This window comes from Mycobacterium sp. pR1184 (genome assembly GCF_041287235.1).
Classification (GTDB): Bacteria; Actinomycetota; Actinomycetes; order Mycobacteriales; family Mycobacteriaceae; genus Mycobacterium.
On record NZ_JBGGKR010000012.1, the window covers coordinates 200,300 to 216,974 of the forward strand.

16 protein-coding genes and 1 pseudogene are annotated in these 16,675 nt (G+C 60.0%); 4 read left to right on the forward strand and 13 right to left on the reverse strand.

The features are described 5' to 3' along the window. Positions 1–5: 5 nt before the first annotated feature. The 13 genes from ACAG21_RS21140 to ACAG21_RS21200 all read right to left on the reverse strand — a co-directional run bounded on the left by ACAG21_RS21140 (position 6) and on the right by ACAG21_RS21200 (position 12,723). The gene (locus tag ACAG21_RS21140) at positions 6–1,280 is read right to left on the reverse strand and encodes a glycosyltransferase (protein WP_370498210.1); all 1,275 of its coding nucleotides are present in this window, start codon (positions 1,278–1,280) and stop codon (positions 6–8) included. A gap of 3 nt (positions 1,281–1,283) precedes the next feature. Next, complete coding sequence (locus tag ACAG21_RS21145) at positions 1,284–2,540, reverse strand: glycosyltransferase (RefSeq protein ID WP_370498211.1); 1,257 nt, start codon at positions 2,538–2,540, stop codon at positions 1,284–1,286. Between the two features lie 240 nt (positions 2,541–2,780). Continuing rightward, positions 2,781–3,572, reverse strand: coding sequence for a cephalosporin hydroxylase family protein (locus ACAG21_RS21150; RefSeq protein ID WP_370498212.1), 792 nt, complete (start codon positions 3,570–3,572; stop codon positions 2,781–2,783). A 512-nt stretch (positions 3,573–4,084) separates the two neighbouring features. After that, positions 4,085–4,885: an NAD-dependent epimerase/dehydratase family protein gene (locus ACAG21_RS21155; RefSeq protein ID WP_370498213.1), complete on the reverse strand. Its 801-nt coding sequence runs from the start codon at positions 4,883–4,885 to the stop codon at positions 4,085–4,087. Next, positions 4,882–5,109, reverse strand: a complete 228-nt coding sequence (locus tag ACAG21_RS21160; RefSeq protein ID WP_370498214.1) for a hypothetical protein — start codon at positions 5,107–5,109, stop codon at positions 4,882–4,884. The genes ACAG21_RS21155 and ACAG21_RS21160 overlap by 4 nt, the downstream gene beginning before the upstream one ends. After that, positions 5,106–6,329: a class I SAM-dependent methyltransferase gene (locus ACAG21_RS21165; protein WP_370498215.1), complete on the reverse strand. Its 1,224-nt coding sequence runs from the start codon at positions 6,327–6,329 to the stop codon at positions 5,106–5,108. The genes ACAG21_RS21160 and ACAG21_RS21165 overlap by 4 nt, the downstream gene beginning before the upstream one ends. Continuing rightward, positions 6,326–6,877 carry a dTDP-4-dehydrorhamnose 3,5-epimerase family protein gene (locus tag ACAG21_RS21170; protein ID WP_370498216.1) on the reverse strand — a complete coding sequence of 184 codons (552 nt, stop codon included), beginning with the start codon at positions 6,875–6,877 and terminating at the stop codon, positions 6,326–6,328. Before ACAG21_RS21170 ends, ACAG21_RS21165 begins: the two co-directional genes overlap by 4 nt. Then, on the reverse strand, positions 6,874–7,968 hold the full coding sequence (gene rfbG / locus ACAG21_RS21175; RefSeq protein WP_370498217.1) for a CDP-glucose 4,6-dehydratase: 1,095 nt from the start codon (positions 7,966–7,968) through the stop codon (positions 6,874–6,876). Before rfbG ends, ACAG21_RS21170 begins: the two co-directional genes overlap by 4 nt. After that, positions 7,950–8,723 (reverse strand): glucose-1-phosphate cytidylyltransferase, encoded by a 774-nt coding sequence (gene rfbF / locus ACAG21_RS21180; RefSeq protein WP_370498218.1) that lies wholly within the window; start codon positions 8,721–8,723, stop codon positions 7,950–7,952. The genes rfbG and rfbF overlap by 19 nt, the downstream gene beginning before the upstream one ends. Positions 8,724–8,812: 89 nt before the next feature. Then, positions 8,813–9,517, reverse strand: coding sequence for a class I SAM-dependent methyltransferase (locus ACAG21_RS21185; RefSeq protein WP_370498219.1), 705 nt, complete (start codon positions 9,515–9,517; stop codon positions 8,813–8,815). 406 nt (positions 9,518–9,923) lie between these two features. Beyond that, positions 9,924–11,030: a glycosyltransferase family 4 protein gene (locus ACAG21_RS21190; protein ID WP_370498220.1), complete on the reverse strand. Its 1,107-nt coding sequence runs from the start codon at positions 11,028–11,030 to the stop codon at positions 9,924–9,926. Next, complete coding sequence (locus tag ACAG21_RS21195; protein WP_370498221.1) at positions 11,027–11,992, reverse strand: GDP-mannose 4,6-dehydratase; 966 nt, start codon at positions 11,990–11,992, stop codon at positions 11,027–11,029. Before ACAG21_RS21195 ends, ACAG21_RS21190 begins: the two co-directional genes overlap by 4 nt. A gap of 59 nt (positions 11,993–12,051) precedes the next feature. Next, positions 12,052–12,723 carry a hypothetical protein gene (locus ACAG21_RS21200; protein ID WP_370498222.1) on the reverse strand — a complete coding sequence of 224 codons (672 nt, stop codon included), beginning with the start codon at positions 12,721–12,723 and terminating at the stop codon, positions 12,052–12,054. 655 nt (positions 12,724–13,378) lie between these two features. Between ACAG21_RS21200 and gmd the strand changes: the two genes are divergently transcribed. The 4 genes and pseudogenes from gmd to ACAG21_RS21220 all read left to right on the forward strand — a co-directional run. Continuing rightward, the gene (gmd, locus tag ACAG21_RS21205; RefSeq protein WP_370498223.1) at positions 13,379–14,401 is read left to right on the forward strand and encodes a GDP-mannose 4,6-dehydratase; all 1,023 of its coding nucleotides are present in this window, start codon (positions 13,379–13,381) and stop codon (positions 14,399–14,401) included. 8 nt (positions 14,402–14,409) lie between these two features. Then, positions 14,410–15,372 carry a GDP-L-fucose synthase family protein gene (locus ACAG21_RS21210; RefSeq protein ID WP_370498224.1) on the forward strand — a complete coding sequence of 321 codons (963 nt, stop codon included), beginning with the start codon at positions 14,410–14,412 and terminating at the stop codon, positions 15,370–15,372. A gap of 63 nt (positions 15,373–15,435) precedes the next feature. Beyond that, on the forward strand, positions 15,436–16,167 hold the full coding sequence (locus ACAG21_RS21215; RefSeq protein WP_370498225.1) for an FkbM family methyltransferase: 732 nt from the start codon (positions 15,436–15,438) through the stop codon (positions 16,165–16,167). Between the two features lie 28 nt (positions 16,168–16,195). Continuing rightward, positions 16,196–16,624: pseudogene (locus ACAG21_RS21220) on the forward strand (glycosyltransferase); the annotation flags it as partial. Between the last annotated feature and the right edge of the window lie 51 nt (positions 16,625–16,675).

Here is a 16,675-nt window from a genome sequence, read left to right on the forward strand (position 1 = left end):
CGCGCTCAGGCGGACGCATTTCTGCGGGCGGCATCTTCTAGAAGATCGGCAGCGCGGGCGACGCTTTCGGCGGGTTTGGTCATTCGGGTCGCGAGTGCGCGGGCGCGGGTGGCGTATTGCGGGGCCAGAATCTCACGTAGATCCGCGACCAGCGTTTCCTGCGTGGCAGACGAAAAGCGCCGGGCAGCACCGACCTTCAGTCGTTTCACCTGGGCTCCCCAGTACGGCTGGTCGGCCGAACTCCACAGGATCAGCGTGGGAATCCCCGCGCGCATGCTCGCGGCGGAGGTGCCCGAGCCACCGTGGTGAACCACTGCACGGCAGCTCGGGAAAATCGTGGCGTAGTTGACCGGGCCCACCAACTTGACGTGGTCGGGATGCGGCACGTCGGTGAAGTCGGTGCCGCCGAAACACACCAACGCTCGCTCACTCAGCTGCGCGCACGTCGTGCCGATCATGTCCACCAGTTCGGTCGGAGACTCGACCGGGATGCTGCCCGAACTGAAGCAGATCGGGGGCGTGCCCGCAGCGATCCACGACGTGACCCCGTCGTCGGCATCGGTGGCCAATTCCATTGTCAGCGCACCGACAAAGGGTCTGCGGCCGTCCCATTTCGCCCATTCGGCGGCGAGCCCCGGATAGCACACCTCGTCGTAGCCCTGGATTTCCAGGCATCCCCGGTCGGCGATGCGACGCTGTGAGCGAGCCGTCGCGTTCGGCAGGCCCAGTGCGCGGCGCTGCTCGTCCTCGACCTTCTTCGTCGTACGCCAAAACAGCCATTCGATCGCCGTCATCGAGGAGCGGACCAGCGGCGCCGGCATGGTCGGTACCAGTTGGCCGTTGGCCCGCATCGGGAAGTGATGCAGGGTGGCCAACGGAATGTCGTAGTGCTCGGCCACATTGGCGGCGGCCTGCTCGAAATTGATGCCGGTGGACAGCAGGTCGGCCCCGTCTGCCAGCGACATCAGCGTCGAACTCACCTGAGCCCAGTGCACAATGATGGGCTCCCAGACCTTGCGCACCACGTTGATCGGCCCGGTGATCGTCCACGCGCTGCGGAAGAAATCCGTCCACATGCTGCGCAGGAAATCCTCGTCCAGGAATTCCTCGATCGGCGGCCCATACGCCACGGCCGTCAGCCCCACGTCCTCGGTGAAGTCCAGCAATCCCGGCGGGACCGCCAGGGCCACCTCGTGTCCTCGGCGCTGCAGTTCGCGGCCGACGGCAGCGGGCGGCTCGACATCGCCGCGCGTTCCGTAGCTCGCCAGGGCAAATTTCATCAGCTAGTTCTTCGCGGCCGGTACGCGGGCGAAATTCTCGAGGAGATCGGCTGTCTTGGCGGCGCTTTCGGCGGGTTTGGTCATCCTGGTGGCGATGTCGCGGGCTCGGCTGACATAGTCGGGGGCGAGGATCTCGCGCAGGTCCTTTACTAGTGTTTCTTGCGTAGTCGCCGAAAACGGCCGCGCGGTGCCCACCTTTAGTCGTTTGACCTGGCCGGCCCAGATCCTCTGATCGCCTAAGCTCCACAGGCTGAGCGTAGGGACCCCGGCGCGCAACCCGGCAGCTGTGGTGCCGGCGCCGCTGTGGTGCACGACGGCGCGGCAGGCCGGAAATACCGTCCCATAGTTCACCGGGCCAACCACCTTGACGTGGTCGGACTCTGGCACGTCGCTGAAGTCGCTCCAGCCGGAGCACACCAGTGCGCGTTCGCCCAGCTGCGCACAGGCCGAGCCGATCATCTCGACTGTTGCGGCGGGGGATTTGACGGTGGTGCTTCCGAAGCCGAAGAAAATCGGCGGCGGTCCGGCGGCGATCCACGATGCGACGTCCTCGTCGGCGTCCGTCGCCATCTCGATCGTCAGCGTGCCGACGAACGGCCGTTGATCCCCCCATTTAGCCCACTCGGATGCCAGCCCCGGGAAGCACACCTGGTCGTAGGCCTGGATTTCTAGCGATCCGCGTGCGGTGATCCGTCGCGGTGCGGGACCGGTTGCCTTCGGCAGCCCCAGCGCCCGGCGTTGTGCGTCCTCGGCCTTCTTCGTCACGAACCGTTGCGGCCAATCCAGCATTTTCATCGCGGTACGTACCAGCGGTGCCGGAACGCCTGGTGAGAGCTGACCGTTGGGCAGCATCGGAAAGTAATGCATGGTTGCCAGCGGAATACCGTGATATTCCGCGACATTGGCGGGCACCTGGGGGAAACCAGGGCCGGTGAACATTAGATCGGCTCCGTCGGCAAGCGCCACCAGCGTCGCGCTCATCTCGCCCAACGAAATTTGCAGTAGGTCCTGAGTACGGCGCCACGAGTCGATCACCTCCCGGACCTTCCAGAACTTGCCGAGGAAATCCACGTCCCAGAACCCTTGCTGCTGATCCGGTCCGTAAGGGACCACATCAAGACCGGCCGACTCGACGAGACCTACCAGGTTGGGCGGGACGGCCAACCGGACCTCATGCCCTCGACGCTGCAGTTCGCGGCCCACGGCGGTGCTGGGTTCAATATCGCCGCGGGTGCCGTAGCTCGCCAGAGCAAATTTCACGACGAATCCTCCCTTTCCGGTTCGTGCGGTCAGCGACGCCCGAGGCCATTATGTCCGGTGCGTCGGCCCCCGGGCGAAGTTCGGCGGTGGTTTGCCTCGGACACCGACCGGATAATGGCCCTTAGAGGCGTTCGCCGTTTGCCGTCGCGCGGTTGGTGCGACCCTGGCAGTACGCAAACCAGTGCGCTCCCCCGACCGTTTGGGAAGATCGGTCCTACTGTCCCAATTCCGTTGGCGGCCTTAGGGCAGGCGGCGCAGATACCCGTCGGGCGCCATGGTTAATTGCAATTTTTGCGGAATTTTGCGGTCAATCTCGAACTCGGAATGCGATTTGAGAAATTCCCAGACTGCCGTCTTCGGGTTGTTACCTGGACCCCACGGCCGGTCTGGGTACTTGTCCGCACCCAAGTCCTCGATAACGGTATCGAACACCACGCAATAACTATTCGGCGTGACAAGAGGTGCATAGGCCGACAATTCAGCAAGGACATGCTCGTGCGTGTGGTTGCTGTCGAGGCAGACGAGCACGGGACCATCGCCGCGCGCCAAATCGTGAACCTGTTGAATTATGTTCGCGTCAATGCTGGACCCTTCGATCATCGTAATGTATCGATACGTCGGGTGTTCTTCTATCGCAGCCCGATTATGAGGCCGTATCTCGATATCGACGCCGATGACTTGCCGTTTGGGAGCCCGAACGTCAAGAGTTGTGTCATTGATGATCGCGTCACACATGTCGAGAAGCATGAGCATGGAAGCGCTAAGGATTAACGAACCTCCATGCGCGATTCCCGTCTCGACGATCACACTTGGCTGAACCCTCCAAATCAACTCCTGCAGGCAGACCATGTCCTGCGGTAATTGGATGATCGGCCGACCGAGCCACTCGAAGTTGTAGGTGTAGCGGCGCGTAACGCTTCGGTCGGTCCATTCGGAAGACAGGCGGGCGATTTCTTGGTCTTTGGCGAGAGCCTCCACATTCTCGACCACGCTCCGCTGATGTTCTGTCTGAGTGTGTTCGGTCACGTTCATGCTCCTAAAGGTGATTCAAGCGCCCAGCTCAAGCGGAGTCGAGAGCCGAGCCCGCCGCAGAGGATGATACTTGTGTCGATTTTCAGTGTCTTGCCCGAGACACCGGTGATTCGAGCCGGTAGTGACGCACCAAAGCCGTCGTCGCTGTCCATCTCGGTGTCATTGGTGCAGCCGGTGATCCCCTCACAACACCGATCACAAGCCGTGGCCGAATCCGCAGCAGAGAAAGCTGCCCAAGTGTTGCTCGGGGTCGTCAACGCCACCGCAGCTATGACGGCAATCAGCGTCACGGCGGTCGTGGGGTTCAAGCAAGTCTTGGTGTGGAGTAATCGTAGCTTCGAGGCATTATGCGCCACTCCATGAGATGGCACACGAAAGAGCTGTGAGGCAACGGTTATCGTTCTGCTCCTTGTGTGCACCGACCATCAAATTAGCTTCAGTCTTCGCTAGTCGTCAAGATAGCCTGGGTGATTACGACGCGCATGCCTGTCATTCCCATGTCGCCATCTCTTTCATTGCACACCAACGACTTTCGGAGGATCAAAGGCATTGTCAGGCTTGGCGCCGAAACGTAGCAAATCGTTACGCCCGTACTCGTCGGCTATGCTTTCCACGAGTTCGCGTATTGTAATTCCTTGCCCTGAACAGATGTTGACGGCGCCGTGGCGGTCACCCAGCGCGGTGTCCACGATCATGCGGGCTGCGTCTTTCACGTCCATGAAGTCCCTGACCTGGTCCCCACGCGACAGCAGGACCTCTTCACCCGCAGTGAGTTGCCGGCGCACATAGGGAACTAGGCGACGCTCATCTTCACCCTCGCCATACAAATAGAAGATCCGGCACCATGCGAAGCTGCCGACATCAAAGTAGTGGCTCAGCGTCATGTAGGCCGACGCCTTGCACGCCGCGTACAGGGTGGTGGGTGCCAGTGGGGTGGTAGTGGCTAGCACGCCTGCTGCGGTGTCGTACTCAGCGCAGGTGCCGATACCGACGAATCTTTTACCCCCGGCTTCGCGAAATGCCTTGGCCAGTTTCATTGTGCCGGTGAGGCATTCAATGTTCTGTGGGGATTGTAGATATTTGCCGGGCTCGGCGTACCAGGCCAGATGAATAAGTGTGTCCGAGTCGGCCAACAGTTCAGACAAGTCGGAGATGTCCGTCGTGAACAGGTCATTCACTGTGGCCACATCCACCGATGTGGGTAGTTCGCTGCCGTCGCGAACCACGGCCCGTACGCGCTGGCCGCGATCGAGCAACACCCTGAGCACCTGCCGGCCGACAAAGCCGGTAGCACCGGTCACGGCGACAGTCATGGCCAGGCGAGGATGTCGACGAGGAAGGGCTTGGCCCCCAGGGGCACGATCGGCGCTGCGGCGGCGATCGCGTGCTTGATACCGAGATGCTCCTTGTACGAGATCTCGAAGCGGCCGATGTATGCATAGCACTGCTCGCTCCAGCCGTTGGCGGCGGCATCGGTGGCGTAGCGCACCTCGAGATCGGTGATCGATGGCTTGGTGTACGCGATACGGGGCTTCACAGGAAGCTCAATTCAGGAACCGCCGTCACGAAAATCGCGCCTCCCTCGGCAAGATCTTTGAGCTGCGTCCGCACTTCTTTAGCGATGTTCCTGGGCAGGATCACCACGTAGTTTGGCGAATTTTCCCACAGCGCCTCGGGCGCTCGGATCGGAATATGGCTTCCCGGCAGGAATTTCCCTTGCTTGGATGGTGCGGCATCACACACGTAAGGCAACAAGTCGGGCCTGACACCGGCGTAGTTCAGCAAGGTATTGCCTTTCGCCGCCGCCCCGTAGGCAGCCACTCGTCGGCCGGCACGCTTCTGCTCGATCAGGAAGGCCACCAGGTCGTCCTTCGCCCGGTCGGCACGCTTCTGGAACTCGGTGTAGGTCTCCAGCCGACTCACCCCGAACTCTTCTTCGCGCGCGAGCACCGCCGCGACACGCTCCGTTGTGACGATCGCCGCCTCGGTGTGGCACCCATACACCCGCAGGCTATGGCCGTGGGTAGGCAGTTCCTCGACGTCCCACACGCGCAAGCCGGCCTCGGTAAAGATGCTGGCCACCGTGGTGAGTGACAGGTAGGAGAAGTGCTCGTGGTAGATCGTGTCGAATTGGGTCTGCTCGATCAATGGCACAAGGTGCGGAAATTCAAGTGTGACAGTGCCATCGGGTTTGAGCGCGGCAACCAAGCCTCGGGTGAAGTCGTTGATGTCGGGCACGTGCGCGTACACATTGTTGCCCGCGATCAGATCCGCCGACCGTCCTTCATCCTTCAGTTGGCGCCCCAGCGCTTCGCCGAAGAACTCCCGCATGACGGGGATGCCCAGCGCCTCGGCTGCCGCGGCCGTGCTCGCCGTTGGCTCGATTCCCAGGCAGGGAATTCTCGCTGCCACAAAGTTTTTCAGAAGGTAGCCATCGTTCGAGGCCACCTCGATTACGAAACTGTCGGGCCCAAGATGTAGCCGGTCGGTGATCATGCGTGCGTAACCGGCCGCGTGTTCGAGCCAACTGCTCGAAGTGCTGGAGAAGTAGGCGTAGTCGGCGCTGAACAGGTCCTCAGCCTGTGCGTAGTCCTCGGTCTGCACTAACCAGCAGCGGTGGCACACCTTCACCCGCAGTGGGTAGTGCACCTCGGGATTGGACAGCTCCTCGGCGTAGACATAGGCATTCGAGGGGGGCGCAAAGCCCAAGTCCACAAAGCTGTGCTCCAACGCGATGCCGCAGTGTCGGCATTTCATAACGCGACTCCGGTGAAATTGGCACTTATTAGCGGATGGGAAAGGTCACGGGGCGACAGGTCTTGCGGCGGCAATGGCCAGGTAATGGCGAGCCGCGGATCGTCGTGCCGTAGCCCGCCTTCGGAGGGCGGGTTATAGAACGCGGTGTGCAGGTAGAGTAACTCGCTATCGGGCTCCAAGACCTGGAAACCATGCGCGAAACCCTCAGGGATGACGAGCATGTGGGCGTCGTCCTGGGCTAGTTCCTGGGCGTGCCACTGCAAGAACGTTGGGGATCCGGCGCGTACGTCGACCGCGACGTCCACGACCCGTCCGCGAAGGCACCGGATCATTTTCATCTCCGCGTGCGGCGGGTGCTGGAAATGCATGCCGCGCACGGCGCCGACGCTGCTGGTTCGGGAGTGATTGATCTGCACGATCTGGCGCTGACCCAGCACGGGCCGCAATTCCTCGGCGCAGAAGAGGCGGATGAAGGCGCCGCGGGCATCCCGGTGCGGCACCGACCGCGCAATCTTGAGGCCGGTCAGCGGCGTATCGAGGATTTTCATGTTGTCGCCCAACCCAATCCCGCGCTGGCCGCATCGGCGACGTAGGCCGCAAGTTCGTCGGTGCTCGGCAGTGCACCCGATTCCATCAGGAGCCGATACCAGTTGGCCGTGTGATGGATTGCCTGCTCGAGCTTCCACACCGGACGCCACCCCAACTGCATCCTCGCCTTGGCGCTGTCGAGTTGCAACAAACCCGCCTCGTGCGGCTGAGGAGCGGATGTCACTTGCCAGCGCAGTTGCGGCCAGGTCTGCGCCAGATCGTGGAGCACCCGATCGACGGTCCGGTTTCCTTCGCCGTCCGGTCCAAAGTTCCACGCCTCGGCGCAGTCAGCATCGCCGGCGAGGAGTCGCTGACCCAGCAGCAGATAGCCGCTGAGGCAATCCAATACGTGCTGCCAGGGTCGCGTGGCGTGCGGCGAGCGAATGACGAGCGGCTCCCCGGCGGCAACCGAACGCACCAGGTCCGGAATCAACCGGTCCTCGGACCAATCACCGCCGCCAATTACGTTGCCGCCCCGGGCCGTTGCGAGCAGCGGTGCCGACGGCTGGTGCAGAAACGCGGTCCGATAGCTCGCGGCCACCAACTCGGCGCCGGCCTTGGACGCGCTGTAGGGGTCGTGGCCTCCCAGGCGGTCTCGTTCTCGGTACGCCCAGGGCCACTCGCGGTTTTCGTAGCACTTGTCGGTCGTGACGACGACGATGGCACGCACGTCCGGTGATTGGCGGGCGGCCTCGAGTACATGCGCGGTGCCCATCACATTGGTGGCCCACGTGTTGATCGGCTCGCGGTAGGAGCGACGAACCAAAGGCTGTGCCGCCAAATGGAATACGATCTGGGGCCTGGCGGTGGCGAAAACCCCGCGGACGGCCGCTTCGTCGCGGATGTCGAGGCGATGGTCCTGGATCGTCAGCTTCAAGAGGTCCCAGTGGCTGGGCTCGGACGGCGGGTCCAAGGCGAGCCCAACAACCTCGGCACCCAGCGTATGTAGCCACAGACACAGCCAACTGCCCTTGAAACCCGTATGACCGGTAACCAGGACGCGCCGGCCACGATAGGCAGTCTCGAAAGCGTTCAACGCCAGCACTTCCACGGCGCTTCGCCACTAATCCAGAGTTCTTCGAGCATGTTCTTGTCCCGAAGCGTGTCCATGGGCTGCCAGAAGCCGGAATGTTCAAAGGCCATCATTTCGCCGTCGGCAGCGAGACGAGCCAAGGGTGGGCCTTCCCACGAGGTCTGGTCGCCCTCAATGTACTCGAGTACCGCGGGAGACAAGACGAAAAAACCACCGTTGATGAGGCCGCCATCGCCACGCGGTTTCTCGGAGAACCCCGTGACCCGGTTGCCGTCGCACTCGATGGCCCCGTAGCGACCCGGCGGGAGCACCGCGGTGACCGTCGCGTGGCGGCCGTGCTGGCGGTGGAATTCGATGCTTGCGCCGATGTTCACGTCGCTGAGCCCGTCACCATACGTAAAGCAGAATGCCTCATCATCCCGGATATAGGACTCCACTCGCTTGAGGCGCCCGCCTGTCAGCGTGCTCTCACCCGTATCCACCAGCGTCACTCGCCAGGGTTCGGCGTGGTGCCGGTGGACTTCCATCTTGTTTGCGGACATATCGAAAGTGACGTCCGACATGTGTAGGAAGTAATTGGCGAAGTATTCCTTGATCACGTATCCCTTGTAACCGCAACAAACCACAAAATCGTGAATACCATGGTGAGAGTAGAGCTTCATGATGTGCCAGAGGATCGGCCGTCCGCCGATCTCCACCATGGGTTTGGGGCGGATCGCGGTTTCTTCACTGAGGCGGGTACCAAACCCGCCGGCCAACAGTACGGCTTTCATTGGTGTACCTCTCGACAGCTCCGTCGGCTACTTCCGGGTCTACAGCGCCGCACCTAGTTCACTGTGCCACGGCGCGTCTGGCTCGCTACTTAGGTCCGGTGGGTGCCTCGCGTCAGGCCGCGGGCGGCACGGCGCACAACCACAAGGGAATCGTAAATCTCAATAGCACCCAAAATCGGTGTAATCGCTGGCACTAAAACTTCCGGGATTCGATCCGCATGCCCGAGTTGAAAGTTGGTATCGCTGGTAGTGACCTGGTAGTGAGCGTGCATAGCATCGATCAACGCCCTGACGAAGTCGATGAATGAGGTGCGGCTATCGCGATAGAACTTTCGATAGTCGCAGAAAACGTCTTCGACGATGTAGACGCCTTCATCGCTCAAAAAATTCGCGAACAAACAACGGAAGGACTCCACCATGTGAGAGCTCGTGTGATTACCGGTGTCCACAATAATGTCGAACGGGCCAAATTCAGTGGCCACTTCTTTCAAAAAGTCTTCACTTTCTTCTTCACCGGCGATGCGGGCATGAATGCCTTTCGGATTTGCGATCTTCAAAAGTTTCGCGTTAGTGTCGACACCTACAATATGCGAGTCGGGATGGAGATACTCTTGCCACATCCGTACCGAGTCCGTGTAGAAGCTGCCGATCTTCAACATGTGGACTGGCTTTGTTCGATCGATTGTGGAGTCGTAGATCGGCAAGTAGTGCGTTAATTTACCTATCCCCTGACTGTGATTGGATGCCTCAGTCAATTCACCCTGAAGCTCGGTGTCCGCCGGCCAAGTGGTCATTGATGCAAGATCTGGTCCTAGCGTCCTTAGCATTTTGCGTCGACCACGAAATGGATGACGGAGAGCCGAGGGAGAAAGGTTCAGAACAAGTCTCACAATTGCCACACCCTCATTTGCGTGTTGAGTTGCCCGTGATTCAGCTTAACGCAGGACTACGCTGTTGGCAGCCAATGTCGTTGCGGCTGAGTGCGTCGCGGGGGAGGCTCGATCAGATCGCCCCATGATCGAGCATAGCGTGGCTGGTTTGTGATCTTCATGGTGGTTTGCCAGGTAGCGAAGATCAACGCGCACTAGCCGATATTAATCGCGTTCGCGCCAACCTACTCGCCGAGAATCCCTTTGATACAGCTAGCGATTTGGGCTCAGCATGGCGGGCTCGTTAACAACAGTCGACAAATGAATGCGATCAGATGATTTGTCGATAGATTTGTGCCGTATCGGCCGCGCACTTGTCCCAGGGAAACGCGGCTGTGCGCGTATATCCCCGTGCGCGGAGATCCGCCTGCAATTCCTCCGTCGTAGCCACACGTTCGAGAGCCGCCCGCAACTCTTCGTGATCGTTCGGGTCGAAATAGATGCCCGCGTCGCCAACTACTTCGGGAATCGAGCCGCCATTGCTGCACACGACCGGGCAGCCATGACCCATTGCCTCGAGCGGGGGAAGCCCGAATCCCTCGTATTTGGAGGGACAGACGAACGCGGCGGCCGCCCGGTAACGGGCAGCCAGCTTTTGATCTGATCCGGATTCATATCGGACCCGATCGGCAATCCCCAGTGCTTTGATCTCTTCTTGCTCGCCGGGCAGCAGCGGAGGCCCGCCGAATGCAATCAACTCGAATTCGCGCAATGTGGGGGAGCTGGCGTAAGCCGCCAGCAGGGCGCTGAAATTCTTGTAGCCCCGGCGATTTCCCACATAGAGAAAGAAGGGCGCGGTCTTCTGGCGATCTTCCTGCGTCGTTGTGGCGTTGGCGCTTGCGGTCATTGAGTAGCCGAGGTGGACGACGCTCGTTTTTTCCGGGTCGACGTCGTAGATGCGCACGAGGTCCCGCTGCGTGTTCTCAGAAATGCAGATCACATGGTCGGCCCGATCGACCGCGGCGCGTTTGGCTGCGGTCATCCGTTTGGCGTCGGGAAATTCTGCGGGCAGTAGCTCGTGGATCATGTCGTACACCGTCACGACGCGGCGCCGGCCCTTACCGACGGGCTTGGGGGAGAAGTAGGTCTCGTGCACGATGTCGGCGTTCGTTCCCCGCCACGACCACGGTGCGACGAGCTGATTTGCCATGGGAATAACCGATATTCCGCCGATCGTATACGGCGGTATGTTCACGTACCTGCCGCGGGTGAAGTGGCGGCCGGATTCCGCGAGGTACTTATTGACGTGCCAGGGGGCTACAACGGAAACCTCTGTCGCGCCGTTGCCGGGTAGACGATTAGCCAGTTCGAAGAAATAGCGAGAAACCCCCCCGTACGGCTGGAAGGAGAAGATTTGGTGGTCGAAGGCGACTTTCATGGGCGCTCTGTCCGATCGGACTCGGCCTCGACCATGGCCTTGATAACGTCGCTCATCTGGTAAGTGGCTGACCACCCGAGGATTTCCTGAGCCCGAGAGGCGTCGCCGCGTCCTTCGGCGAGATCCGAAGGACGTTTCAGAGCGTTGGAGAGATCCGTATGCTCGCGCCAGTCGAGCCCCACCTGGCTGAACGCAGTCGCCGCGAACTCCTCGAGAGTATGACTCGCGCCTGTGGCTATCACGAAGTCAGACCCCTTGGGCTGCTGCAACATTCGCCACATCGCATCGACGTACTCAGGTGCCCATCCCCAATCTCGTTTGATCTCGATATTGCCCAGGGTAAGACGCGACCTATCGCCCCCAGCAATGCGGACCGCCGCCGCGACTATTTTTTTCGTGACAAAGCGCTCGGGTCGCAACGGGGATTCGTGGTTGAACAGAATGCCGGTACTGGCGTGTAGTCCATAGGCGGACCGGTAATTCGCGACGAGCCAATACGCGGTACTCTTTGCCACGGCGTAAGGGCTGCGAGGACGAAATGGCGTCTCTTCATTCGCCGCGCCACCCGTGGTGTCCCCGAAGCATTCGCTCGAGCCGGCACTATAGAACCGAATGGGCTTATCGAGGAACCGGATCGCTTCGAGCAGATTGATCGTTCCGAGTGCGACACTCTCGAGGGTCTCCACCGGTTGCTCGAACGACAGGCCAACCGAGCTTTGTCCGGCCAGATTGTAGATCTCTTCGGGGTCGGTCTCACGCAGTACATTTAGCACGCTGCGAAAGTCATTGGTGGCCATGGATTCCAAGTTCACGCGGTCGCGGATTCCCAGGCGCGTCAGGTTCGCGAAGGTACCAATCTGTGCGTCGCGCGACGTGCCGAAGACCTCGTAGTCCTTGTCGAGGAGCAGGCGCGCCAAATACGCGCCGTCCTGGCCTGAAATGCCGCAGATGAGCGCTCTCAATCAAACCCTCCTGAGTGTCTCCTGCGACGTCAACCCCTATCCAAGGGGCGTAGCTCGAGTTACCCTACTCCAAGGGAGTATCTTGAGTTACCTTCTACTCCCACAATCAAATACCCAAATATATCGGCAGGAATGTTGTTTGAATATTGTTCTTTGAGATGACCAAGGAGGAGAAAAGACCCAAGACACTCGGCGAGAAATGCGACCGTCCGTACTTTACGCATCTTATATTTTCGTACGCGATCACCGTGAAGACACAGGAACCGCCTGCCAATAAGCTCCATTTTTGACAGCTGAAGTGTTATCCACGACTTCGGGAATATCCCGAGTTCAACGCCTCCGGGAACGCAATATTTTGTGGCCAAGAATTCTGATGCAGAGTCGGAATCCAGTACGCCGAGCTCAATCGCTATCGACGTGTAGTCAAGAACATCTCTCCGGTCAATTACTTGCTCCCGCACATAATGCTCGACCGCCGATTTGCCGAGAAATAAAGGTGCGGCAACTAGAAATTCCAGGCCAGGTTTAGGTGTGAATACTGATAATTCGGTCGCTTTTTCAAATGTCCCGAAGTCCAGCTCTCTCATCCCGCCATATACTGCGGATTCTATTCCTTCCGGCGAAGGTAGGATTCTTTTTCTGTAGGAACAAATTTCAATGAGCTCGGAAGCGCCGGCAAATTTCTCGATTGCGATCGGGAGGACATACGTTCCGGCGCTACCGTAGATCATCGGTCGAGCCTCGTGCCAAAACTGATCAAGTTGGCTTACATGGGATGCGGAGTCGGGTTGGAAATCGCCAAGTGCGATGCAGTCGTCATACCAACTGTCGGGCAATAAAGGCTTCGTGTGGCTGACGCAGAACCTGTGAATCATCGCTGTGAGTCGGGTCCCCGGGCTATAGACTGCCGTCAGCGATACAACGTGCCGTTACGGCTGCCACCGGCGAGGTTCTTTCGGTCTGCGCGAGGGAGCACATCCAGCGCTCAGCGCCACGGCGCACCGAGGGCATGTCAGGGACGAAATCGTTCGCCATGCGGGGGAGTCTAGCCCATGCTTCGTCCCGAGGGACGCGACTCTGGGTACCGCAGGGCGAGGTTGCGGGTCCATCTTGACGCCGTCGTGTCGCGCACACCGTCACTGGTCAGACCGGTTACGTTGGCAACCAGCACGCGGCGGATTACTTTGCCCGCGCGCCCAAACCACGTCGCCGCCAGGCAGCGGTGGGTTCGCGCGTGACCTCGGGATCTGAGTGCGTCGAGCTTCGACATCTGGTATGAAGCGAAGCGACGTCCCGCTGGTGCAGCACAACGCGGAGTGAGACGGCCGCGATGGTGGGACGCCGGGCGTGTGGTGACGAGTATGCACAGACAGAAGTGGGAATTCAGTGAAGCGAGCGCTCATAACCGGAATCACCGGGCAAGACGGTTCATATCTCGCCGAACTGCTGCTGGCCAAGGGATATGAAGTACACGGATTGATCCGCCGGGCTTCGACCTTCAACACGTCACGGATCGATCATCTGTATGTCGATCCCCATCAAGCGGGCGCGCGATTGTTCCTGCACTACGGCGACCTCACCGATGGCACCCGCCTGGTGACTTTGCTGAGCACCATAGAGCCCGATGAGGTGTACAACCTCGCGGCCCAGTCGCATGTCCGGGTCAGTTTCGACGAACCGGTGCACACTGGTGACACCACCGGCATGGGATCGATGCGCCTGCTTGATGCCGTTCGCCTATCCAAAGTGGATTGCCGGTTTTATCAGGCGTCGTCCTCGGAAATGTTTGGCGCGTCACCGCCACCTCAGAACGAGCAAACGCCGTTCTATCCGCGCTCACCGTACGGTGCGGCAAAGGTCTACTCATACTGGGTGACGCGCAATTATCGCGAGGCTTACGGGATGTTTGCGGTCAACGGCATCCTGTTCAATCACGAATCACCAAGGCGTGGTGAAACATTCGTGACTCGAAAAATCACCCGGGCGGTTGCTCGCATCAAAGCCGGCGTGCAGGAGGATCTATATTTGGGCAACCTTGATGCCGTTCGCGACTGGGGCTACGCACCCGAGTACGTCGAGGGAATGTGGCGGATGCTGCAGGCCGCTGAACCCGATGACTTCGTTCTCGCGACCGGGCGCGGGTACAGCGTGCGCGAGTTCGTTCAGGCCGCATTCGAGCACGCCGGCCTCGACTGGGAGCAGTATGTGAAGTTCGACGAGCGCTATCTGCGCCCCACCGAAGTGGATTCGCTGATCGGCGATGCAACCAAAGCTGCCCAGTCGCTCGGCTGGAAGGCATCCGTCCACACGGGGGAGCTCGCCCGCATCATGGTGGACGCGGACATGGCGGCATTGGCGTGCGACGGCAAGCCCTGGATCGACAAGCCGGCCCTAGCGGGTTGGGGCTGAGCGGGGGGATGGGTACATCAGCCGCCGTCCTCGACCGGACAGCACCCGTTTACATTGCAGGACACCGCGGTCTGGTCGGATCCGCTTTGTTGCGCGGCCTCCAGGCAGCGGGCTTCACCAATATCGTGGTGCGGTCGCACGCCGAACTCGACCTGACCGATCGGGCCGCGACCTTTGACTTCATCCTGAGCGTCCGCCCCCAGCTGGTGATCGACGCGGCAGCGCGGGTCGGCGGCATCATGGCGAACAACACCTATCCGGCTGATTTCCTGTCCGAAAACCTACAGATCCAGGTCAATCTGCTCGATGCTGCCGTCACCGCGCGGGTGCCGCGGCTGCTGTTCCTCGGGTCTTCCTGCATATACCCGAAATTCGCTCCGCAACCGATCAAAGAGTCCGCACTGCTCACCGGTCCCCTGGAGCCGACCAACGATGCTTACGCGATCGCCAAGATCGCCGGCATCCTTCAGGTCCAGGCGGTGCGGCGACAGCATGGGCTGGCCTGGATCTCGGCGATGCCCACCAATCTGTACGGGCCCGGTGACAACTTTTCGCCGACGAACTCGCATCTGTTGCCGGCGCTCATCCAGAGGTATGAGGAAGCCAAATCCACTGGTGCGGCGCAGGTGACGAACTGGGGGACTGGAACGCCGCGGCGCGAATTGCTGCATGTCGACGATCTCGCGAGTGCGTGCCTGCACCTGCTGGAAAACTTCGATAATCCGGAGCACGTCAACGTCGGAACCGGTATCGACCACACCATCAGGGAGATCGCCGAAATGGTCGCAGCAGCAGTCGGCTATACAGGCGAAACACGGTGGGACTCAACGAAACCCGACGGTACCCCCCGCAAGGTGCTCGACATCTCGGTGTTGCGTGAGGCAGGCTGGCTGCCCCGGATCACGCTGCGAGAGGGCATCGAGGCAACGGTGGCGTGGTATCGCGCCAACGCCGGTGCGGTGCGGAAATGACATCGATGGTTCCGTTGTCGGGGAATCTATTCGTCTGACATATTCGCGTGTTAGTGTCGCAGAATGGAATTACTGAGTCGGGCCGGCTTGATCGCACGTGGCGTCGCACTTCAGCTGTCACGTTCCTATTCTGACCGGGATCTAAAACGACAATTCGTCAGGCATCTTGAATCCCACCAAGTAAATGTCGTATTTGATATCGGCGCTAACTCGGGACAATATGCCGCCGGTCTCCGCAAGGCAGGGTTTCCAGGTCGATTGATCTCATTCGAGCCCCTGTCGGAACCATTTTCGCGGCTTCAGAGCAACGCATCAAAGGATCCGCTATGGGATATCCGACGTTGCGCGCTGGGAGATACCGATGGAACGATAACCGTAAACGTTGCAGGCAATGCTGGCGAGAGTAGCTCTGTCTTGCCGATGCTGAAGAGCCATCGGGACGCATACCCACCGGCAAACTATGTTGGTACCGAAGAGGTGCCAATACATCGACTGGATGCGGTGGCGTCGGAAACTTTAAGGCCGAATGACAAGGTTTTTCTCAAAATTGACGTCCAAGGATTCGAGCAGCACGTTCTCGCCGGCGGCGAATCAACGATCAACGATCGCTGCGCCGGCCTGCAACTCGAGTTGTCGTTCCTGCCGTTGTACGAGGGCGGAATGCTTATCAACCAAGCGCTTGATCTCGTATATTCCATGGGGTTTACCCTAACGGGTTTGTTGCCGTGCTTTGTGGATCCGCGGGATGGCCAAATGTTGCAGGCGGACGGTATCTTTTTCCGGCAGAACGATTGATTGAGGGGCTAGCGCCATGACTGCGCCGATGTTTTCCATCATCGTTCCGACGTTCCATGTTGCGGCGACGCTTGACGCCTGCCTCCGAAGCATCGTTCGCCAAACGTGGAATGACTTCGAGGTGGTCTTGGTCGACGGTGGTTCCACGGATGGCACCCTGGACATCGCGAAAACGTTTGCCTCCGAGCTAGATACGCGCCTGGTGATTCATTCCGGTCCCGATGACGGGCCTTACGACGCGATGAATCGCGGAGTTGACATGGCAACTGGTTCCTGGATGCTTTTCCTGGGTGCTGACGACGTTCTGTACGAACCCGACACGCTGGCCCGGGTGGCGGCTTTCATTTACGAACACGACTCCGCAGATCTGGTGTATGGCGATGTGATCAACCGGTCAACCGGGACGCGCCACGCCGGCGAATTTGATCTCTGTCCGTTCTCATTGAATCTGGGGCACATTTACTAGTCTGACCTGCATTGCCCCAGATTGGATGAGAATTTCGATCGC